The following is a 20,864-nucleotide window of genomic DNA, read 5'->3' as shown; positions in this document are numbered from 1 at the left end:
TTTACAAATCTTATGGGATTGCTATAGAACTACTGTACAATGCTTTCTAGACGATAATCAATATGATTTAAATCAAAAAAAGTGGGTAGATGTTACATCTTGTAGGGTGGGCAAGGCAAACCCTACTACTACTACTGATTAATGTTGGGTTTCGTAAACTCCACCCAACCTACTTACTGATTAATGTTGGGTTTCGTAAACTCCACCCAACCTACTTACTGATTAATGTTGGGTTTCGTAAACTCCACCCAACCTACTTACTGATTAATGTTGGGTTTCGTAAACTCCACCCAACCTACTTACTCTGGGATACGCAGACTTTGATGAGAGAAAAATAATCAGGGCGCGATCGATGCGTTTTCACTGGCATCTTTGTAGGGTGGGCATTGCCCACCCTACTACGGTCAATGAGCTTTTCCCAAATGGTATAATTTGAGGGGTAAGGAGCAACAAAAATTCAATGATGTTTCAAACCAGAGAAAACATTAAACAGGAAATTCAACGGTTAGATGATGACCAACTAGAAGAAATCGGCAGATTTATTGAATTCCTCAAATGGAAAAGTCAACGCGCCACAAAAAGCAATCAACTTAAATCTTTTGCTAACCTCTATCAAAAATTTGCTCAAGAAGATCGCGAACTTGCTGAAGTTGGAATGACAGACTATAGCCAGCAATTAGAAGAAGAAGATCAAGCGTAGTAATGGAACGACTTTACTATTTACCCTTGGCTATGCCACGTCTTAGTTGATTTTTGGGTGATCTCGTGAGGCGATCGTATTTATCCCCTCTTAGAAAAAGTGTGTTTCTGGGATACGCAGACTTTGATGAGAGAAAAATAATCAGGGCGCGATCGATGCGTTTTCACTGGCATCTTTGTAGGGTGGGCAAGGCAAACCCTACTACGATCGATATCAATTTTTAAATCAAGCCTCTGCTTAGTTTGTCATTGATGTTTATCACTTTACCTGTTTCGGATAGCAAAATGCGAGTATTGACACTGAGACGATAATAATGATTAAAACGGTTAGAATGGGTCCAAGCAGGAAGTGTGTTTTGGCGCTGTGTGGTGAAAGTGCGCTGAAATTTTGAATAGGTTTCCCCAGTATTAGGATCACGGGTGGGAACAACGCAACGCTGACAGGGATTGATGCCTTGAATTTTTACTGAACCGATCGTAAAGTTAATGGGGTCTCCCGTTTCGGAAAAAAGTTGATCTTCCCAGAATGGGGGAACGTTATTGATTTCGATGTTTGCCCGAAAGCGCGATCGAGCGTTTTCTAGCGTTAACCCTGGCAACCAACTCGCTACAGTTTCTAGAGTAGCAGTGCTGATAATTGTCGGACCATAAGCGTCGGTATCATCAGGGAATCCCCCTTCTGCTTTTTCTTGGAGGAACACAGGTTTTTGGAAATAGTCACTTAACCAGCGATTGATTGCGTCGATTTCGGTTGTTAAATGAAAGGAGAGGGAAGTCGTCTCTCCTTGATCAGAGAAGGTGACAGTTTCCGTTGCTAGATCAAATTGACAGCGCAGTTGATGAACTTTCGGGTTACGTTTCCCGTTCACATACTTTCCTTTTTCGTCAAGAATCGCCCATCTGCGATCGAAAGCCAATGTTCCTGGGGAAATTATAGCGGCTCGATCGCACGCTATCCCATCCAGTGACTTAATGGGATAGATGATGATTTTAGCGACTTTCGCAACCAATTCCTGAACCATGATCTGGGTTTCCCAAATTACTCGGCACTTTCAATGACTTCCACTTCATCTTCGCGCAAATGAGCCGTAAACTTCTTTTCAAATTTTACTTTAACTGGAAGGTTAGCACTAACTGGTCTTCCTTGCCACTCGGTGACAATTTCTTGAATTGTTCCTTCCATTCCTTTGATATCAAAGGGTTTCTTTTTATGTTGGGGATGATGGTAAACCACAACAGATTCTTTAACCCGAACACGATCGCCTGATTTCATATATCTCTACTTATCTATAACTTTTAAACTTAAAACGAGCAGTGGGAAACCCCACCTTAGCTCATGCAGCTTTACTATTTTTGCATAATTAGCGTTCACTGCTAACAGTCTGTGAGAAAATCTCGATCGCAAATGAGAATTATTTGCTTTAATGAGCCAGTTGAGGAAGATCAAATAACACCGTACTCAAATAACGTTCCGCCCATTCTTCCCCAAAGGCTTTTTCTAACACGCGACGGGTTTTATCATTCTTTTGCTGTTGCTGACAGTAGCGTTGTTGTCCAGCTAAATTAACACTTTCCTGTTCAGGAGAAACGCTTTCTGCTTGATTTCCTTGCTGACAATGAACGGTTAAAAAGTCACGCACTCGCTGTAAAAAATCCTCTTCTTCTTGGGAATTTTCGGGACGAATAAATAAACAAAATTCGGAAAAAATATCGCCCCAGGGCGGTAATTCGCGCGGTTGAGAAAAGCTAACCGAGGGAAGTTGAGATAATGCGGTTTGATAGGCTTTAGGGAGATCACCATCGGGGCTAACGGGAGATAAATCGGCGATCGCGGCGCTAATTTGTCCTCTTCCTCCCACTAAATCACAACCAAAAATCGGTAGGTTATACTCACAGCGAGGAAAAACAACACAGTGCAGAATATCCAGATTATTTCCCACCTTTGCTAATTCTAAATGAAGTTTCCGAAACGATCGAGTTTGATAACAGCGATTTTCAATGGTGAGTTTATCCCCTTCTAAGCGCCCTTCAATGTAACCTAAATCCTCTGGTAAATGATAAGGCAGTAATTCTAATTGTTCCTGCCAGACTTGTTCAATGGTATCAGCTAAACTGCGGATTAGGGGATGTTGTTGGGACCGTAAAGAAGATGAAGACTCAAACATAAATTTATAACACTTAAACAGTTTAATCTCACGATATACTGAAGATGACTCCTGTACAACAAGCAATTTATAAATCGAAAAACTCTTATGTTGGGATTAGGCTGGTTAGAAGTAACGGTAATTTTAGGAGTAGCAATCTTAATTTTCGGACCGAAAAAACTCCCCGAAATGGGAAACGCACTGGGAAAAACCTTAAAAGGCTTCCGAGAGGAAATGACCTCTTCTTCCGATGAAGATGATTCAGAACTTGACAGAAAATAGTTTTTGTGGTATGCACTCGCCTTTGAATGAAAGAAACAACAGCGATCATGTCAAAAGAACCCCTACCCCGTCGTTATCCTCGCGCCCCCATTCAACGTCGCATCTATGCGTTTCTCCTCGATTTTGCCGCCGTCTGGTTTGTGAGTGCTTTAGTGGGAGTGGCGCTTTTACAATTAATTGTGTTTATCGCCGCTTGGTGGGGCTTGCGCGTGTTTGCGGTAACGCGATATAAAGGGCAAAGTTTGGGACGTTGGGCGTTTGATTTGCAAATTATTGATGGGAGGAGGGGACGGCTTCCTGATGTCACTGTTTTAACCAAACGGGAGGGGGCAATTAGTGTGATTGCTTTCTTGGGTCTAGTGGGATTACAATACGGTTTCCCGAATGTACTCTCAGTGTTAATTTTAATCTCACCGTTGCTTGTGGAGTTAGTGGTAGCAATTGGAGATGAGGATAATCAGCAAGCGATCCACGATCGATTTTTTGATACAGTGATTGTCCCCAGTCGTCGTGGCTATTCCCTTGATATTCGGATTCGGCGTTGGGTTGATCTTTTGATGGATCGTATGAGACAATAGTGGGCTGTGTCTTCATTATTGAAAGCAACTTAACTAAATCTTACCGTTACCCAAAACTATGGCAAGCAAAAAGGGTGTCCGCATTATCATCACTTTAGAATGTACCGAGTGTAGAACGAACACGGATAAACGCAAAAAAGGCGTTTCTCGTTACACAACGGAGAAAAATCGTCGGAATCATTCAGGACGGGTAGAGTTTAAAAAGTATTGCCCCTACTGTAACCGACACACTGTTCACAAGGAAACCAAATAAGAGGAAAACTATGGCTTATCATCGCAAACGTTTATCACCAATTAAACCAGGAGACCCCATTGATTATAAAGATTTGGAATTACTCCGTAAATTTATCACAGAACGGGGGAAAATTCTCCCGCGTCGTATCACGGGGTTAACTTCTAGACAACAACGACAGATGACAAAAGCGATCAGTTATGCTCGAATGTTAGCATTGCTTCCCTATGTGGATGCAGAAAGCTAAGATGAAACGGGGTTTAGAGGCGTTCTCCATACTTAGTAACAGGAACGTCTCCAGATTGAAAGATTGATTTTTGTCGCGTGAAAGTTAGTGGAACGCTAGACTAGAATACAAGTTGTTAAAGTAGCGCGAAGCTGGTGGAAAAGGGAACGCTGATCGAATTTAAAGCTCAAGGAGAGCGTCGTCTGGCAGTAGCAGAACGACCAGAAGGGAAGAAACATTGGATTGTTTTAGATCAATGGGGTCAATCTCACACGCTACATCCGCGACAGGTGGAGTATGAGGTGGGAGGTGATCCCAAGCGCCCACAGGAAATTCCTAGTTTTTTGGGGGAAGTGGAGTCTTATTTAGACCCATCAAGTTTAGAAGTGGCTTGGGAATTGTTAGTAGAAGACGGGGAAGCAGTGACTCCCGAAGAAATGGCGGCGGTGCTATTTTCGGATCAAAGTGCGATCCCCTGTTATGCGGCGTATTGTTTGCTAACAGAAGATAAAATTTATTTTAAGCAGAAAGGAAATGTTTTTGAACCGCGATCGTCCTCTCAGGTAGCGGAAATTAAACATCAGTTAGAAGTTGAACAACAACGGAATCTGGAAAAAACTGAGTTTATTCAGCGAGTGAAACAGGCTTTAGCAGGGGAGTCGGTAGATTGGAAAAGCTCCGATCGCGCTCGTTTTGAGGCTTTGGAAAAATCCATTTTACAACCCGATTTAGAAGTCCGTTTAGCAAAAGAGACGTTAGCGGAGTTAGGACGGGAACAAAGTTCTGATTCTGCCTTCAATCTTCTTATCGATATCGGCTTATGGAGTCGCCATGAAAACCTTTTCTTGCGTCGTAGCTCCTACCCTATACAATTCCCCCAAAAGGTGTTAGATGTGGCGCAACAATATGTCGATTCCCCTCCCGATGATTTAGAGCGCGATCGGTTAGATTTAACTCACCAGAAAGTTTACACCATTGACGATGAAAGCACAAAAGAAATTGATGATGGGGTGAGTGTTGAAATCCTACCTGATGGACGACAACAGATTTGGATTCATATCGCTGATCCGACACGCTTAGTAAGACCTGATGATGAGTTGGATCAAGAAGCTCGCCGACGCAGTACCAGTTTATATCTTCCCACTGGCATGATTTCCATGTTTCCCTCGGAATTAGCTACGGGTCCCATGAGTTTGATTCAGGGAAAAGTTTGTCCAGCGATGAGTTTTGCCGTGATTTTAGCAGAAGATGGGGCGGTTGCTGAATACACGATCGCGGCGACTTGGGTTAAACCCACTTATCGCCTCACCTATGATGATGTGGATGAGATGTTAGAGTTGGGCGTTACTGCTGAACCAGAAATTGCTCAGTTGGCACATTGGGCGCAACAACGGAAACAATGGCGACAGTCTCAGGGATCAATTAACATCAGCTTACCAGAAGCGGTGATTAAGGTGAATCAGGAAGAAGAGGTGGAAATTGAGTTATTAGAGGAGTCACAAGCGCGAGAGTTAGTGGCGGAAATGATGATTCTAGCGGGAGAAGTGGCGGGACGTTTTGCGGTGGATAAAGAGATTCCGATTCCGTTTCGATCGCAGCCACAGCCAGAATTACCGCCAGAGGAAACCTTATTACAATTGCCCGCTGGACCGGTTCGATCGTGTGCGCTACGGGGTTGTATGCCGCGCAGTGAAATGGGAACAACACCAGCCCGTCATGCGGGGTTAGGCTTAGAAGTTTATACACAGGTGACTTCTCCCATTCGCCGTTATGTGGATTTATTGTCTCATTTTCAAATTAAAGCCTATTTGCGCGGTGAGGCTTGTCCATTTACGACGGAACAGGTGCAGGAAGTGGCGTTTAGTGCCGCTAGTGCCACTTATGAAGCAACGTTAGTGGAACGGCAAACGAGACGATATTGGGCTTTGGAATACTTACGCCGTCATAGCGATGAACGCTGGAACGCGATCGTGTTGCGGTGGTTGCGAGAAGATGACAATTTGGGGATTATTTTGTTGGAAGATTTAGGGTTAGAATTACCGCACCGTTTCCAGACAAATGTTGAATTGGGCGATCGAGTGGAAGTGGAAGTCGTCGCCGCTGATCCCCATCAAGATTTAATTCGCTTTCGGGAGTTTGTTGAATCTACGGTGAATTAGAAACAGTGGCGATGATTCGATTCCGTCCAGAATGAGGAAACGCCCACTGATAATGACATTCTTTGGGATTTCCCCAACAGAGATTTAAAATCAACTCAGTGCGTGTGGTTTCCACTTCCAACCATTCTGCATTTGTAATGTATTCTTCCACCGTTACGGAATCAACTTCAATCGTCGGGTTTCCTTCTAACCAGAGAGTTAAATCGGCTGTTGCTTGTTGCCAAAATTCTATAATATCGGGTTTAAACGCTTTTAGGGTTTCCTTATCTTCTGGAATGGTGATTAACTGGTTGTGAGGTTCTGGACATTCAATTTCTAAGCCATTAAAACAACAAACTCGCCACACTAACCCAGAAACTTTATGCTGTCGTTGATATTCATGGATTTGAGCGCGAAAATCCCGATAAGCAAAGATTTTACTCAGTTTTTCTGCGCCAATTGCTTTCGCTAAAACAGGATTTTCCAAACGTTGAGGAGAAGAAAATAAGACTCGTTTCCCTTGCCAATTTGCTCGTAATTCTTGATCTAAAATTTCAATGAGTTGTTCGGTGGTGTAGATCATAAGCAAGGAATCTCTTAATGATTAGTTCATTGAGAAGAAGCATCCACATCAACTGCTTCCACATCGATCGTCCCTGGGGGAGTAATGCGCTGGAATTTCCCTTTTTCAATTTTCAAGGGTTCACTACAGTTAGGACAACGGGACATCGTACCGTTAAACCCTGTAAACTGATATTGACAAACGGGACATTCATCTTCAACGAGGTTGCGTTTCAACCACCATTGCACCCCGAACAGCGCGATCGCAGGGATGATTATAATTAAGCCTAGTACAATAAGGACACTGTTGACCACCCAACCGAGTCCGATGGAGGTAAGTAATAAACCTCCAACAATGAGCGTTAGCCAACAGCCGATTCCAGATAGATTTAATTGTGCGATTTTTGGGAAATTCTGATTCACGAAGCACCCTCCAAATAGCGAGCTTCTTCTATCGTAATATAAAATGACTGTTGGTTAACCGAACCTCTTTCAATTCTATCACTCTTAAAGGCGAAAAAATATGTTTAAACTACGCTCGATCGTTGCTTTTTCCTTACTGATAACGATTATTTTCATCACTCCTGCTTGTAGTAACAATGAACCCACTTCTCGGTTTGACAAGGCTCAACAAGAAAGCACCCAACCCGATGCGGTTGCGGTTGCTGAAGATGCGGTAAAAGGAGGAGAACTCAACCGCTATTTTCCGAAAAATGAGGGAAACTATCAAGTTATTTACACCCAAGAAAAACGAGGATTTGCTCAAGCAAAATTAAAACAAGATGGACAAGAATTAGCGTTAATGTCGATTTCTGATGTGGCGAATAATCCAACGGCTGCGAAGAAATTTAAAGACAGTAAAGAAACGATTAAAACTTATCCTGTCGTTAATCAAGGAAGTAAAGCGACTGCGGTTTTATTGCGCGATCGGTATCAAGTTAAAATTGTTTCCCGTGACGATTCATTTGATGAAAGTCTTCGTAAACAATGGCTCGAAAAATTTGATTTAGATACGCTATCTCAACTTTAATTAGATAAAAGTAGGCTCAAGTGGAGTTTACGAAACCCAACATAAATTAGTCATTGGTCACTGGTCATTGGGTAGAGACGTTTCATGGAACGTCTCCAAACGAAACCCAACACCAATTATAATAAGAAATGAAAACTGTATCGCCTCAAACCGAAACCTTGACAAAACATTAAATTATGACTTTTAGCGATGTAGTGGAAGAAATCAAAAATCTTTCGACAGAAGAAAAACGCGAAATCCAACTATTATTACAACAATACCTCCGTGAAGATCGCCGTGATGAAATATTGGATAACTTCCAGTCAGCCCAACTCCAACAGCAACAAGGTGAGTTGAAGTTTTCCTCGGATATCAAACAATTGAAACAATTAATGGAGGAGTGAGTGTGGAAGTTAGCTTCAGTTCTTCCTTCAAGCGGGTTTTCAAAAAGCGTATTAAACCCAATGTTAATTTGGAGACAAGATTTTGGCAGAAACTAGAGCAGTTTATTGTTGATCCATTTCATCCTAGCTTAAAGACACATAAACTATCTGGCAAGCTCAGGGGGTTATGGAGTTTTAGTGTAGATTATGAGGAAAGAGTCCTATTTTACTTTACAGAAGATCAAAAAGCTGTACTGGTAGATATTGGCAATCATGACGAAGTGTATTAATGGAAATTTAGTAGGAGAATTACAAAAAAAAGAATTACAAAATCCTTTTCGTCGCCGATAAATATTAAGCACTTATCAAGTTATTTATGAGAGGAATTAATCGTGATCTAGCTCTTGTCTGGGAAATAATACAAGCTGTTTAAAAAGTAATATAATTAATTTTGATATGCTAGAGAAGGAAATAAAACTTTAGTTGGATAGTGGGAAAATGACAAAAGCAATTTTTGAATTAGTGGATGAACTTCCCGAACAAAATATCACCGTCCGTGTTTTGAATGCGTTAGATTTTGTAGTTCCTGGAGAATGGGAAAATCTGGTTGGATTTGAAAATACAATTCGCCAAGTGACAGGGGAAGAAGATGAAGAAATGATTCAACAAATTGGCGATCGCGCGGTGTGGTTATTTAATGATCAATCTCAAGGGTATCAACGGGCTTTATGGCTATATCAAACCGTCGATCGCACCGATCGCGCTTTAGCGAGTGCGGCTTTAGCCAATAAAGCGGGAGAACGTATCCCGTTATTAGGATTTCTTAATAAGATTACCCCGCAAGCAGACAAAGCACAAAGTATTGATTTAGCACTAAAAACCGTTGTTGAACTAATTGCATTTTGCCAAATTAATGGCATCCCAGGAGATAGCATTGGCGACTTTGTTAACTCCTTAGCAGATTATGGCGGAGAAGATATAATGCGAATGTCTGCTTTAGTTTGTTTAGATGGTTTAATCCCTCTTGGTCCTGATTTTATTCAAAAAGCACAAAGCATAATTGAGAGTTTAAATTCCAATGATTTAGAAGAGAATGACACCTTCAAAAAAGTCAATGATTTTATTCCTGGAGAAGACACAGAAAACCAACTAGGATTTATTAACCAAGCCTTCGATTCCGTAACCAATTGGATGGGAGACTTTGTAGAAAGCAAAGACTTAACTCCCGAAAAAGTGATCAATAACATCGAGAGTTTTGTCGAGTTTTCCGATGATCAATTAGACTATTTAGCCGCATTTTTAGACCTAACCACAAACTATTATGAACACACGGGAACGCAAACCTTAGCCAGATGTTTGATCGATCGTGCTTACGCAGAAATTTAATACCATTTTCAAAAATTGATGTTACATTAAATCCCCCCTAACCCCCCTTTGAAAGGGGGGAATAATGAGTTGGTATTTAGTGCCAATAATTCACGCATGGTATAAGTTCATTTTCCCTCAGAATTGGGGGCTAGGGGGCAAATTTCCCTCAGAATTGGGGGCTAGGGGGCAAATTCCCCCAGAATTGGGGGCTAGGGGGCAAATTTCCCTCAGAATTGGGGGCTAGGGGGCAAATTCCCCCAGAATTGGGGGCTAGGGGGCAATTCCAAACACTCAAGGGAATCAGATGAGAATCTATGGAAATCGTCTTTTAAAGACCTTACCAGGACAAGAAACTCGTCCCACATCAGCACGAGTACGAGAAGCATTATTTAACATTTGGCAAAACCAAATTAAAGGAGCATCTTGGCTTGATTTATGTGCAGGAAATGGCACAATGGGAGCAGAAGCTCTCTGTCGAGATGTTTCCTTTCTCATAGGAATTGAACAGAATCGCCGCGCCTGTCAAATCATTCGACAAAATTGGCGCAAAATCGCCACCAATGAACAAGAATGGCATCTTATTCAAGGAGATATTAGAGAGAAATTAAAAGCATTAAAAGGACAACAATTTGATTTAGTTTACTTTGATCCTCCTTATGGAAGTGAATTGTATAATCCCATATTAAACGAAATTCTAAACTTAGATTTATTAAAGAAAAATGGAGAAATTGCGGTGGAATATGATCCGAAACAGTGGCAGCATCAGGAATTTGCTCCTCTGAGCATAGTTCGTAAAAAAAAATACGGCAACAGCCATTTAATTTTTTATACGATTGAAAAGAATCAAAATTGGAATTGATAAATACTGTTGAATGGAGATCAAATAAATGCTGATGGTTATACTGCTTATTTTGATTGCGATCGAAAATAAGGCGATTTTTAATGGCAATTTCTTCATCAGGAAGGAGAAACCCAGTCGTTGTAAAGATAACAGTTTCCTCTTCCAACTCCACCTCATTGCTTTGATCGCGCTGAATCCAAATTTCGCTTTCAAAGGTTTCAATCAATTCATCTGGCGCAATTTCAGAAGTAGAATTAGACTCAGTTTGTGCGTTAGTTACAGCAGAAAAATTAAAGATAATTGCTAGAATAAAAACTAAGACCAAAGTCAAAGCGCGATCGCGCTGTGTGTTTCCAGTAAAGATGAGGAGATACATTTAATAACGGTTTCATTTGAAATCAATAAAAAACTCGATCGAGGCGATCTTAACAAATCAATGAATAATAATTCAAAAGCAACCTTAATCATTTTTACCCGTTATCCAGAACCTGGCAAAACCAAAACCCGTTTAATTTCAGCATTAGGAGAAGAAGGGGCTGCCAAATTACAAAAACAATTAACCGAGTTTACCGTAACCGAAGCGCGAAAACTTGCGGTTAACCTTCGAGTTTACTTCTCAGGAGGAAGTGAAGCATTAATGAAAACTTGGTTAGGAGAAAATGATCAATACTACCCTCAAAGTAATGGAGATTTAGGAACACGATTAATCACCGCTTTACAGGAAACTTTTACAGAAGACATTGAAAAAGTTGTAATTATTGGGATTGATTGTCCCGACTTAACTGCTGATTTAATCTCTATTGCTTTTGAGAAATTATCAGAAACTGATTTAGTATTAGGGAAAGCCGAAGATGGCGGTTATTATTTAATTGGTTTATCTCATTGTCTTCCTGAATTATTTCAAGGGATTAATTGGGGAACCGATGTCGTTTTACAGCAAACCGTAAAAATTGCAGAAAGAATGGGATTAACCATTAGCTATCTTCCTGTCTTAAATGATATTGATACCCCTGAAGATTTAGAAAGAATTAGTCTTCCTTAATCAAAATTATCCTTAGTTATACGATTGGGAAAATTAGCGTTATACTGACTCTAGGAGAAGCCACAAGGTTTGGGTTTCCCCAACACAAACAAGTTAGTTAATGAATTGATTGATTTATGATTGCAGCCAAAGATGATTTCCCAAAGTTAACCCCCGAAGAATACTTTGCTTGGGAAGAAAAACAATTAGAAAAATATGAATATATAGAAGGTGAAGTCTATGCGATGGGGGGTGGTAGTAAAAATCATAGTTTAATCGCCGTCAGACTGACTACCTTATTTTCTAATCACTTAGAGGGAGGTAGCTGCGAAACTGGTAACTCAGACTTGAGAATTAACATCGTAGGAACGAATGATTATACTTACCCTGATGTGACTGTAACCTGTGATAAGCGAGATCAGACTACAACTCAATATATAAGTTATCCCTGTTTAATTGTGGAAGTATTATCACAAAGTACAGAGGCGTATGACCGAGGTGGTAAATTTAGAATGTACAGTCAAAATCCAGTTTTACAAGACTATTTATTAGTAAGTTCCACTGAAGTTGCAGCAGATTTATATCAGAAAAAAGAGACAGGGGAATGGATTATTGTTAATTATAAAGAAGGAGACATCATAAAATTAAAGAGTATTGATCTCAGTTTTAATATCGAAAAAATCTATCGTGGGATTTTTCTCTAGCAATGTAATCTCATTCGTAATACCTCCTTATCGTTTTCCCGAAATTGACAGTTAGGAGGTGTATGATCAGAAAATTTTCAGCGAATTCTCAGATCAGTCTGTCAAGGTAAGGGGGAAACTCAATGATAAAGAGAAGAGAGAATGGAAGCCATAAAACTCTCTGTGATTATTCCTGTTTTAAATGAAGAAAAAACGATCGCGCAGACTCTCGAACACCTACAGAAAACGGCGGTCGAAATTATCATTGTCGATGGTGGAAGTACAGATAACACTGTCGAAATTGTCCAAAATATGGGAATCAAAACGATTTTGTCTCCTGAACCTGGACGATCGAATCAAATGAATACAGGGGCAAAATATGCGATCGGAAAGGTTTTGTTATTTCTCCACGCTGACACCAAACTCCCCCATAATTATCTGCAATATATTGAGGAAAGCCTAGAGAAACCGAACACGATCGCCGGTGCATTTTTGTTAAAAATTGAGAGTCAAAATCCGTTATTAAGAATAGTAGAAAAGGGAGTCAACGCGCGATCGCGCTTGTTGCAAATGCCTTATGGCGATCAAGGAATTTTCCTAAAAAAAGAAACCTTTGAAACCATCGGAGGCTTTCCTGATATTCCATTAATGGAAGACTTCCAACTGATGTTAACCCTCAAAAAACAGGGAAAGATTCGTTTAGCAAAAGCACCAGTCATCACCTCAGCGAGACGTTGGGAAAAATTAGGAGTAATTAAAACCACTCTCATTAATCAAAAAGTCATATTAGGTTATTTTCTTGGGGTTTCTCCAGAAAAATTAAAACAGTGGTATCAGTAATATCAACATTAGTCATTGGAAAACAAAGGGAAATTCGGGTAATTGCTTATAATTGGTGTTGGGTTTCGTAAACTCCACCCAACCTACTTTTTATCATGGATTCAGCGAACCTGATATAACTATTCAACAGGAAACAACTTCTCTTGTAACTCTCCCTTAATCCGATTCAAAATAGATTCCTCATCCAACGAGTCAAGAATATTTTTAACCACCGCTTTCGGTCCATCTAACCCCCAAGACGCACCATTCGCCAGATAACTATTCGTCACATGACCAATGGCGTAGGAAGAAACGCCAGCCACTCCCGCTTGGGTAATCGCCACCGAAACATAAGGAACAAACGACGCACCTCCTGTCACTGATGTGGATAATCCTAACAGTCCTTTCAGCCCACTTAAACCCAACGTGGTTAAAACTTCACTGGCGCTGATTCCTCCCATACTGATGGCGATTTTCTGTAATAAGCCAATCGCAGCCGTTTGAGTCATGGGAATCCCATATAAACGGGATAACGCCAAAATCATCGCCACATCCACTACCGCACCTGTAAATAAGTCTAAAACCGTCACGGGATTTAACGCCACCGCAACCGCTTTTGTCATTACCGCTTTCCAGATTAAATCTTCCGCCGCTTCAGCACGAATTTCTAACTTTCTCGATAAAATCTGTTCGTTGACTTCATCCGCGTAAAGCATTGTATTCAACGCAACTAGAGACTTTCCCTCACGGTACAAAATCTCTAAAATTTTCCCTTTTAACTCTTGAACTTGTGGGTTTCCCACTTCTGTTTTAACTTTTATTGTCCCATCCCGATGACGCACCCCTCGTTTAACTAGGGGAGACGCAGCCACCATGACCACTTCTTCTGAGGTTAAAAGCTCTTTCACCCGATCGCTACAAATTGTCTCATAAATCGCCGCTCGATCGGTTTCTGGATATTGGTCAATTTTATTAAACACCAACAGCATCGGTTTTCCCACTTCTCGCAACCGAGACAAGGCGTTATATTCAACCTTTGTAATATCCCCAGCAATAATAAATAAAATCAAATCAGCCTGTTTTGCGATTTGGTGCGCCATTAACTCGCGGGTTTCCCCATCAACCTCATCAATGCCAGGCGTATCCACCAATTGAACACTCGCTTGTTGATGACTCGGTAACGACACCCGCAAAACATCCTGTTCACTATTTCCTAAACTTTCCTCAGTTAACTCCCAATTCGCGCTTCCGATGGTGCGAGTCACTCCATGTAACGGACCCGTTTGAAACACATTTTCTCCTAACAGTGCATTTAAAACCGAAGACTTCCCTCTTCCCACCATTCCAAACGCAGCGATTTGCACCACTGATTGTTCTAACTTATCCAACATTGCTGTCAGATAATTAATTTCTGATTCTAACCCTGATTGCTCTTCTTCCGTGAGGTCAATTTGCTGAACCAGACTTCTGAGGGAGTCTTGCGCTTGTTTGTAGTTAATTTCCGCAGTAATCTCTTCAAAACTGAAAATTACTTCATCTAACTCCCTTGTTTCCTGATGATTGCGATGAATAGACTCAGAATCAGATTTAGTCACAGACGACCACCTATAATGCACTGCTACATTGATCAATAACAAATAACACCGTCCTTTGTGGAAATTTGCTATGGTGATTTCCAGAAAGTGATGGATTCAGGAGTCAAGGTGTGAGCGTTCCCAAAACAACCGCTTATGTCCGTGTTATTCGCCAATCGTTGCGAGAAGGAAAAATGGAAGGAGAGGTGAGCGCTGGAAGTTATCAATGGTCTTTTCAGTGGAAATTTCGTCAAGGTCGTTTAGTCGTTCACCCGTCTCTAGGAAGAGCCTTAATTTTTGAACCATTGGGACGATTTTTAGAGCGATGTGATTATCAGCTTGAACCTGGGGGAGATTATGAATTTACCGTGAGAGCGAAGTTATAATCATTTCACCCTGAAAAGTAGGTTGGGTGGAGACGTTCCATGGAACGTCTCCACCCATGGAACGTCTCCACCCATGGAACGTCTCCACCCATGGAATGTCTCCACGCGAAACCCAACACCAATCAGGACAAAGGACAACCATGTAGGTTGGGTGGAGTTTACGAAACCCAACACCAATTAGTCATTGGTCACTGGTCATTAGTCATTAGTCATTAGGAAAACTACTCTCTTAACTAATCACGAATGACAAAGGACGAAGGACAAATAACGAAAGACAAAGGACAACCATAATTTTTGTATCAAGAAAAACAGTTTTAAAAAATAATAAAGTTTAACCTATCTTCAAAGTAAAGCAATGCAGTTCATGCTGATTAATAGGGCATGAATGGGGTAAGTAGTGCTTTTTTATCTCTACCGTTTTCAGGAAAAATTATGACAAAAAAACCCTTATACTTTAACTTAGGTCGAACCTCGCGCCGTAAATTCCTAAAATATAGCTCTCTTGCGGTGGGAACAGGAATTTTAGCCTCCTGTACTCGTGGCGGCGGCGGAGCAAATTCTCAAGGCGATTTGGGAGAAAATCCGATTAAAGTCGGTGTGATGTATTCCACAACTGGAAGCATTGCCATTGTGGAAAAATCCCTACAAGATTCCACATTTTTAGCCATTGATCAGATTAATAGTGGTACCGGTCCCTGGGAAGGAAACGGCGAAGGAATTGCGGGTCGCAAAATTCAGAGAGTTGTGGTTAACCCCGACTCCAACTGGGATTTATATAACCAAATGTCTAAGCGTCTGATTGATGAAGATCAAGTGAGTTGTGTTTTAGGTTGCTACACTTCTGCGAGTCGGAAATCTGTTTTACCTGTATTTGAAGAAAAAGACTCCCTGCTTTATTACCCGGTTTATTACGAAGGAAACGAGTGTAGTTCCAATGTTTTCTACACTGGGGCGGCTCCAAATCAACAAATTACTGATTCCATTCCCTATTGTTACGAGAACTTCGGTCCGAAAGGCTTTTTTATTGGGTCTGATTATATTTACCCTAAAGAAAGCAATCGTATCGCCAAAGCTGAATTAGAAAAGCTCGGCGGACAAGTTATGGGTGACGAATATGCCCCGCTAGGAACCACCGAGTTTATCACCATTATTAATAAAATTAAACAGGCAAAACCCGATTTTGTTCTCAGTAACTTGGTGGGAGACAGTATCCCTGCATTTTATCGTCAATACAGAGACTCTGGCATCACCTCCGATGATATTCCGATCATGGCGTATCCCACTACAGAAGAGGAAATTCAGGCAATGGGCGCAGAATATGCCGCCGGACACTACACGAGTTTTAATTATTTCCAAAGCGTGGATACACCTGAAAATCAGCAATTTGTTCGTGAATTCAAAGAAATGTTTGGAGAAAATCGCGTCACGAACGGCGTTATGGAAGCGGCTTATTTACAGACCTTCTTCATGGCGCAAGCAATGAAAGATGTTTTAGAGGCTGGAGAAGAAATTGATACGAAAACGCTTCGAGAAGCTACCAGAGGACAAGAATTTAACGCCCCGCAAGGCAAAGTAAAAATGGATGCGGATAATTATCACACCTATCTCTACGCGCGAATTGGTCGCTGGCAAGAAGACGGACAAGCCGATATTGTCTTCTCCAGTCCTTCTGCAATTAAACCCATTCCCTGGAGTCAAGCCTTATATCCAGGACGGATGTGTGTCCATCCTAGCCCTGATAACCGCAGTGATCCCACGAAAGAAACGGGTAAGGAAAATCTAGAAACGAAGTATTTATAGTTGCTCCCTAAATCCTCCCAGTTTGGGGAGTTGCCCCCTAAATCCCCCAAGTTTGGGGAGTTGCCCCCTAAATCCTCCCAGTTTGGGGAGTTGCCCCCTAAATCCCCCAAGTTTGGGCAGGGCTGTTTCATTCTATTTTTTTGCCTTTTCCAGATGTTAGGAATAGCAGGGGTTTTACGGCTTTTTTGTTAAGAAAAAGCCAAAAAGTAAGAAAAAGCGTTCGATCGAACGTACAATAAGGGGTTCAGGCGATCGCATTCAATTTTGACCCCGAGAATGAAACAGCCCTGCCAAGTTTGGGGGAGTTGCCCCCTAAATCCCCCAAGTTTGGGGGAGTTGCCCCCTAAATCCCCCAAGTTTGGGGGAGTTGGCACATGAATGATCGTTGCTCAAGTTCATTGCAGAAAAAGGAGAAAAAATTTTGTTTAATCAGGTTGCACTCACCTATTTATTCGCTCAGGAAGATGCAGGCTTCCAGTTTGTTCCCCTTCTGAATCAATTAGTGAGTGGCATTGGGATTGTTGGTATTTTGTTACTAACAGGCTTAGGGCTTGCCATTACCTTCGGGGTGATGCGGATTATTAACTTGGCGCATGGCGAGTTTATTATGTTGGGAGCGTATGTCACGTTTCTGATGCAAGAGTTGTTTCAGATGGACTTGTTACTCACTATTCCCTTTGCTTTTCTAATTACGGGGATTATTGGCGCCTTGCTAGAAGTAAGCGTCATTCGTCGTCTTCATGGTCGTCCTTTGGAAACCTTGTTAGCCACTTGGGGGTTGAGTATTGTCATTCGTGGGGTGATTAAACTCATGTTTACGGCGCAATTGAAATATGTTCGCGCTCCTTCTTATATTTCAGGAAACTTAACCCTACTCACTGATGCGGCAGGTGATCCGACGGTCTCCATTTCCTATTATCGCCTATTTATTATCGGGGTTGCGATCGCGCTATTACTCCTTACTGCTTATCTTCTCTACGGAACGAGCTTGGGGCGACAAATGCGAGCGGTCACTCAAAACCGTGACATGGCAAAATGTCTCGGCATCAATACTAATTTAGTGGATATGGCAACCTTTGCTTATGGCTGTGGATTAGCAGGAATTTCGGGAACGGTTATTTCTGCCATTAAAACGGTTTCCCCGCCCATGGGTCAAGATTATCTCGTGGATGCTTGGATGGTGGTGGTAACAGGTGGCGTGGATAAATTAGTTGGTGTTCTTGCTGGTGCATTTGTGATTGGTGAATCGAACGCCGCGATCGCGTTTTTCCTTAATGATCCAGTGGCTCGCGTCATTGTTCTCACTGCGGTAATTATCATCATTCGTTATCGCCCAGAAGGACTTTTCACCGTGCAAAAGCGGGGTTAAGCCCTACCGTTATTTAAAGAGGAAAAATTTTTATGACACAAGCCTTATCTGGCATACAACCCTCAACCTTTCCCAAAAAACGCGCGATCGGCGTTGGGATCGGGTTTCTCATTTTCGCCATTTTCCCCCTGATCATGGGAGAGTTTCAAACCTCACTCACCGCAAAACTCTTGTTATTTGGCGCTCTTGCCATCTCCCTTGATTTAGTCTGGGGATTTACTGGGATTCTCAGCTTCGCCCAAGGCGTATTTTTTACCCTCGGTGCTTATGCAATGGCATATTATCTGAAACTCAATGTTTCTGCCGAAGCCAATAACTATGGGGTTGCCCTACCTGACTTTATGGTTTGGAATGGCTTAGAACAACTGCCTTGGTTTATCGCCCCTCTCCAATACTTCCCCATTGCGATGATAGCGATGGTATTGTTTCCTGCTGGCTTTGCTTACATCATCGGTTGGTTTATCTTTCATTCTCGTGTCAGTGGCGTTTATATCACCATTATTAGTCTCGCCATTTCTTCAGCGCTCACCACCTTTTTTGTCAGTCAACAAGCCTACACGGGTGGAACAAACGGCATTACCGACGTTGCGCCTTTAAGTTTTTTTGGGGCAGAAATCCCCCTCATTGGACTGTATTGGCTAAGTTTAGTCTTTACCACCGCGGTTTTAGTGGGAACCTGGTGGCTGACTGAATCTAACTTTGGTTTAATTCTCCGTTCCATCAAAGAAAACGAACGACGCATTTCCTTTTTAGGTTACGATATCGCCAGCTACAAGATTTTTATCTGGACAGTTTCTGCTGGCATTGCTGGCATTGCTGGCGGATTATTTGTTGCCCTCAATCAATTTATTTCGCCAGTGTATCTCGCCGTTTCCTTTGGCACACAAGTTGTGATTTGGGTTGCCATTGGCGGACGCGGAACTTTAATTGGTCCCCTTGCCGCCGCCTTGATTTTAGGACAAGTGCAGAACTATGCTGAACAAGTGACACAAGACTGGCAATTAATTGTCGGTGTGTTACTCTTGGTGGTTGTTTTATTCATTCCCAACGGCTTAATGAGTTTAATTCCTAAAACCCTAAATTTTATTCAAGGGAACAGGAAAGCCGCAACTGCTAATTCTTCTAGTGGTTATTTACAAGCCCAACTCATTGATTGGATAACACCGTTACAGAAATTAATAAAATTACCCTTGAAAATGTTGAGCAAGCAATTTTTCCGTCGCTAAGGAGTTAATCCCCCATGAATCAAATTCTTTCCGTTAAAGACTTACAAGTTGAATTTTTTGGATTTAAAGCCCTCAAAGGCGTTAACCTTGAGGTTGCTGACCGTGAAATCGTCACCATTATCGGACCCAATGGTGCTGGTAAAAGTACCCTACTTGATGCCATTGTTGGTAAATCTCCAGTGGCTCACGGTCACGTAGAATTTCAAGAGAAAAATATCACAAATCATCCGCCTCACGAAATCGCTCGGATGGGAATTGGACGCAAATTCCAAAATCCTAACGTTTATAACGAGTTAACGGTCTTTGAGAACATTTTACTTGCCCTCAAAGGGTCTCACGGCATTTTTGCCTCCATTACTGCCAAACTCACCACAATGAAACGCCATAAAATCACGTCGGTTTTAGAGCGTATCGGGTTAATGGACGACGCGGGAACTAAAGTTTCTTCCCTGTCTCATGGACAAAAACAGTGGGTAGAAATTGGCATGGTTTTGGCGCAAGACCCCACTGTAATTTTATTAGATGAACCGACTGCAGGCATGACTCCCGAAGAAACTCACACTACAGGGGAAATTATTAAAGCCATGTCCGAGTTTCATGCGGTGGTTGTAATTGAACATGATATGGAATTTGTTAAACAAATTGCCCAGCGCATTGTTGTTCTTCACCAAGGACAAACTTTAGCGGAAGGAAGCGTGGAAGAAGTACAAAATAACCCGAAAGTTGTGGAGGTCTATCTTGGTCGTGAAAGAATCGATGTCGCTGCTTGAACTCTCAAATGTTACCGCAGGCTATGGACAAACGCCAGTTTTGTTTGATATCTCCATGAAAGTAGAAAAAGGGGATTTAGCTTGCTTATTAGGACGAAATGGGGTGGGGAAAACCACCCTTTTACGGAGTATTATCGGTTTAAATGCTCTCAGTAAAGGGAGTATGGTTTTTGATGCCGATGATATTAGTAAAACCCCAACTTATAAACGCGCAAAATATGGCATTGCTTATATTCCTCAAGGACGGGAGATTATTCCCTATTTATCGGTTTTAGATAATTTGAAATTGGGGTTGGCGGCTAGTGGGAGAAAAAGTAAAAAAGTTCCTGATGAAATCTTTGAGTTTTTCCCGATGTTAAAGGAACATTTGTCTCGTCAAGGGGGTTTATTAAGTGGCGGACAACAACAACAATTAGCCATTGCTAGAGGGTTAATGTGTAATCCCAAATTGATGTTATTGGATGAACCAACGGAGGGGATTCAGCCTTCAATTGTGCAGGAAATTGAGGAGACTTTGAAACGTATTAATAAGGAAAAAGGGATTACGGTTTTAGTGGTTGAACAGAAAATTGATTTCGCTCGTCAGCTTGCTGAAAAGTTTTTTATTATGGATAAGGGCGCGATCGTCGCGCGAGGAGAGACGAAAGCGTTAACCGATTCTATGGTCAATCAATACTTGGCAGTTTAAGGGGATTTTTATGAAAGGCGAGTTTACCGCTATGATTGAAGCAGCGAGGGGTTGCTGAATAAAGCTG

27 protein-coding genes are annotated in these 20,864 nt (G+C 41.7%); 21 read left to right on the top strand and 6 right to left on the bottom strand.

All coding sequences use genetic code 11. The features are described from left to right. The first annotated feature begins 460 nt into the window (after positions 1-460). The gene (locus tag DACSA_RS06970) at positions 461-700 is read left to right on the top strand and encodes a hypothetical protein (protein ID WP_015229072.1); all 240 of its coding nucleotides are present in this window, start codon (positions 461-463) and stop codon (positions 698-700) included. Between the two features lie 220 nt (positions 701-920). Here DACSA_RS06970 and DACSA_RS06965 read toward each other — a convergent pair whose 3' ends face one another. The 3 genes from DACSA_RS06965 to DACSA_RS06955 form a co-directional block, all read right to left on the bottom strand. Next, positions 921-1,721 (bottom strand): MOSC domain-containing protein, encoded by an 801-nt coding sequence (locus DACSA_RS06965; protein ID WP_015229071.1) that lies wholly within the window; start codon positions 1,719-1,721, stop codon positions 921-923. A gap of 17 nt (positions 1,722-1,738) precedes the next feature. Continuing rightward, positions 1,739-1,972: a ferredoxin-thioredoxin reductase variable chain gene (locus tag DACSA_RS06960; RefSeq protein ID WP_015229070.1), complete on the bottom strand. Its 234-nt coding sequence runs from the start codon at positions 1,970-1,972 to the stop codon at positions 1,739-1,741. 148 nt (positions 1,973-2,120) lie between these two features. Further along, the gene (locus DACSA_RS06955; protein WP_015229069.1) at positions 2,121-2,864 is read right to left on the bottom strand and encodes a phycocyanobilin:ferredoxin oxidoreductase; all 744 of its coding nucleotides are present in this window, start codon (positions 2,862-2,864) and stop codon (positions 2,121-2,123) included. 87 nt (positions 2,865-2,951) lie between these two features. Between DACSA_RS06955 and tatA the strand changes: the two genes are divergently transcribed. The 5 genes from tatA (at position 2,952) to DACSA_RS06935 (ending at position 6,320) form a co-directional block, all read left to right on the top strand. Further along, entirely contained in the window at positions 2,952-3,125 is a 174-nt protein-coding gene (tatA, locus tag DACSA_RS06950) for a twin-arginine translocase TatA/TatE family subunit (RefSeq protein WP_015229068.1), read from the top strand. Positions 3,126-3,172: 47 nt separating this feature from the next. Further along, complete coding sequence (locus DACSA_RS06945; protein WP_041235741.1) at positions 3,173-3,703, top strand: RDD family protein; 531 nt, start codon at positions 3,173-3,175, stop codon at positions 3,701-3,703. A gap of 58 nt (positions 3,704-3,761) precedes the next feature. After that, entirely contained in the window at positions 3,762-3,956 is a 195-nt protein-coding gene (gene rpmG / locus DACSA_RS18965; RefSeq protein ID WP_071880295.1) for a 50S ribosomal protein L33, read from the top strand. 10 nt (positions 3,957-3,966) lie between these two features. Then, the gene (gene rpsR / locus DACSA_RS06940) at positions 3,967-4,182 is read left to right on the top strand and encodes a 30S ribosomal protein S18 (protein WP_015229066.1); all 216 of its coding nucleotides are present in this window, start codon (positions 3,967-3,969) and stop codon (positions 4,180-4,182) included. Positions 4,183-4,316: 134 nt separating this feature from the next. Further along, positions 4,317-6,320, top strand: a complete 2,004-nt coding sequence (locus DACSA_RS06935) for a ribonuclease R family protein (RefSeq protein ID WP_015229065.1) — start codon at positions 4,317-4,319, stop codon at positions 6,318-6,320. Here DACSA_RS06935 and DACSA_RS06930 read toward each other — a convergent pair. Together DACSA_RS06930 and DACSA_RS06925 are read right to left on the bottom strand one after the other, a co-directional pair. Further along, a complete protein-coding gene (locus tag DACSA_RS06930) occupies positions 6,307-6,882 on the bottom strand; it encodes a hypothetical protein (RefSeq protein ID WP_015229064.1) in 576 nt (191 codons plus the stop codon). The genes DACSA_RS06935 and DACSA_RS06930 overlap by 14 nt on opposite strands. 26 nt (positions 6,883-6,908) lie before the next feature. Then, entirely contained in the window at positions 6,909-7,283 is a 375-nt protein-coding gene (locus tag DACSA_RS06925; RefSeq protein ID WP_015229063.1) for a DUF2614 family zinc ribbon-containing protein, read from the bottom strand. Between the two features lie 100 nt (positions 7,284-7,383). Here DACSA_RS06925 and DACSA_RS06920 point away from each other — a divergent pair, with 100 nt between their 5' ends. The 8 genes from DACSA_RS06920 to DACSA_RS06880 all read left to right on the top strand — a co-directional run bounded on the left by DACSA_RS06920 (position 7,384) and on the right by DACSA_RS06880 (position 13,005). Continuing rightward, positions 7,384-7,890, top strand: coding sequence for a hypothetical protein (locus tag DACSA_RS06920; RefSeq protein ID WP_015229062.1), 507 nt, complete (start codon positions 7,384-7,386; stop codon positions 7,888-7,890). A gap of 176 nt (positions 7,891-8,066) precedes the next feature. Beyond that, on the top strand, positions 8,067-8,273 hold the full coding sequence (locus tag DACSA_RS06915) for a hypothetical protein (RefSeq protein ID WP_015229061.1): 207 nt from the start codon (positions 8,067-8,069) through the stop codon (positions 8,271-8,273). Between the two features lie 2 nt (positions 8,274-8,275). Next, the gene (locus tag DACSA_RS06910) at positions 8,276-8,542 is read left to right on the top strand and encodes a type II toxin-antitoxin system RelE/ParE family toxin (RefSeq protein ID WP_015229060.1); all 267 of its coding nucleotides are present in this window, start codon (positions 8,276-8,278) and stop codon (positions 8,540-8,542) included. 208 nt (positions 8,543-8,750) lie between these two features. Continuing rightward, positions 8,751-9,638, top strand: a complete 888-nt coding sequence (locus DACSA_RS06905) for a hypothetical protein (RefSeq protein ID WP_015229059.1) — start codon at positions 8,751-8,753, stop codon at positions 9,636-9,638. Between the two features lie 286 nt (positions 9,639-9,924). After that, positions 9,925-10,479, top strand: coding sequence for a 16S rRNA (guanine(966)-N(2))-methyltransferase RsmD (gene rsmD / locus DACSA_RS06900; protein ID WP_015229058.1), 555 nt, complete (start codon positions 9,925-9,927; stop codon positions 10,477-10,479). 418 nt (positions 10,480-10,897) lie between these two features. Further along, the gene (locus DACSA_RS06890) at positions 10,898-11,503 is read left to right on the top strand and encodes a TIGR04282 family arsenosugar biosynthesis glycosyltransferase (RefSeq protein ID WP_015229057.1); all 606 of its coding nucleotides are present in this window, start codon (positions 10,898-10,900) and stop codon (positions 11,501-11,503) included. 116 nt (positions 11,504-11,619) lie between these two features. Beyond that, the gene (locus DACSA_RS06885) at positions 11,620-12,186 is read left to right on the top strand and encodes a Uma2 family endonuclease (protein ID WP_015229056.1); all 567 of its coding nucleotides are present in this window, start codon (positions 11,620-11,622) and stop codon (positions 12,184-12,186) included. Between the two features lie 141 nt (positions 12,187-12,327). Beyond that, a complete protein-coding gene (locus tag DACSA_RS06880) occupies positions 12,328-13,005 on the top strand; it encodes a TIGR04283 family arsenosugar biosynthesis glycosyltransferase (protein ID WP_015229055.1) in 678 nt (225 codons plus the stop codon). A gap of 119 nt (positions 13,006-13,124) precedes the next feature. Here the strand turns inward: DACSA_RS06880 and DACSA_RS06875 are convergent, their stop codons facing one another. Beyond that, on the bottom strand, positions 13,125-14,579 hold the full coding sequence (locus tag DACSA_RS06875) for a GTP-binding protein (RefSeq protein ID WP_015229054.1): 1,455 nt from the start codon (positions 14,577-14,579) through the stop codon (positions 13,125-13,127). A 173-nt stretch (positions 14,580-14,752) separates the two neighbouring features. Here DACSA_RS06875 and DACSA_RS06870 point away from each other — a divergent pair, with 173 nt between their 5' ends. From DACSA_RS06870 to urtE, 7 genes are all read left to right on the top strand, one after another. Continuing rightward, positions 14,753-14,944 (top strand): DUF3146 family protein, encoded by a 192-nt coding sequence (locus DACSA_RS06870; RefSeq protein WP_456297638.1) that lies wholly within the window; start codon positions 14,753-14,755, stop codon positions 14,942-14,944. Positions 14,945-14,983: 39 nt separating this feature from the next. Further along, positions 14,984-15,160: a hypothetical protein gene (locus DACSA_RS20405; protein WP_015229052.1), complete on the top strand. Its 177-nt coding sequence runs from the start codon at positions 14,984-14,986 to the stop codon at positions 15,158-15,160. A 216-nt stretch (positions 15,161-15,376) separates the two neighbouring features. Beyond that, entirely contained in the window at positions 15,377-16,744 is a 1,368-nt protein-coding gene (locus tag DACSA_RS06865) for an ABC transporter substrate-binding protein (protein WP_198007648.1), read from the top strand. Positions 16,745-17,165: 421 nt separating this feature from the next. Continuing rightward, a complete protein-coding gene (gene urtB, locus DACSA_RS06855) occupies positions 17,166-18,113 on the top strand; it encodes an urea ABC transporter permease subunit UrtB (RefSeq protein WP_015229050.1) in 948 nt (315 codons plus the stop codon). Positions 18,114-18,145: 32 nt separating this feature from the next. Then, positions 18,146-19,339: an urea ABC transporter permease subunit UrtC gene (urtC, locus tag DACSA_RS06850; protein ID WP_015229049.1), complete on the top strand. Its 1,194-nt coding sequence runs from the start codon at positions 18,146-18,148 to the stop codon at positions 19,337-19,339. Between the two features lie 14 nt (positions 19,340-19,353). Further along, on the top strand, positions 19,354-20,109 hold the full coding sequence (gene urtD / locus DACSA_RS06845; RefSeq protein WP_015229048.1) for an urea ABC transporter ATP-binding protein UrtD: 756 nt from the start codon (positions 19,354-19,356) through the stop codon (positions 20,107-20,109). Next, positions 20,096-20,797 (top strand): urea ABC transporter ATP-binding subunit UrtE, encoded by a 702-nt coding sequence (urtE, locus tag DACSA_RS06840; RefSeq protein ID WP_015229047.1) that lies wholly within the window; start codon positions 20,096-20,098, stop codon positions 20,795-20,797. The genes urtD and urtE overlap by 14 nt, the downstream gene beginning before the upstream one ends. Positions 20,798-20,864 lie beyond the last annotated feature (67 nt).

Source organism: Dactylococcopsis salina PCC 8305, from assembly GCF_000317615.1.
Lineage (GTDB): Bacteria > Cyanobacteriota > Cyanobacteriia > Cyanobacteriales > Rubidibacteraceae > Halothece > Halothece salina.
Note: the sequence above shows the minus strand (reverse complement) of the source record. Positions and strands in the feature narration are given on the sequence as shown.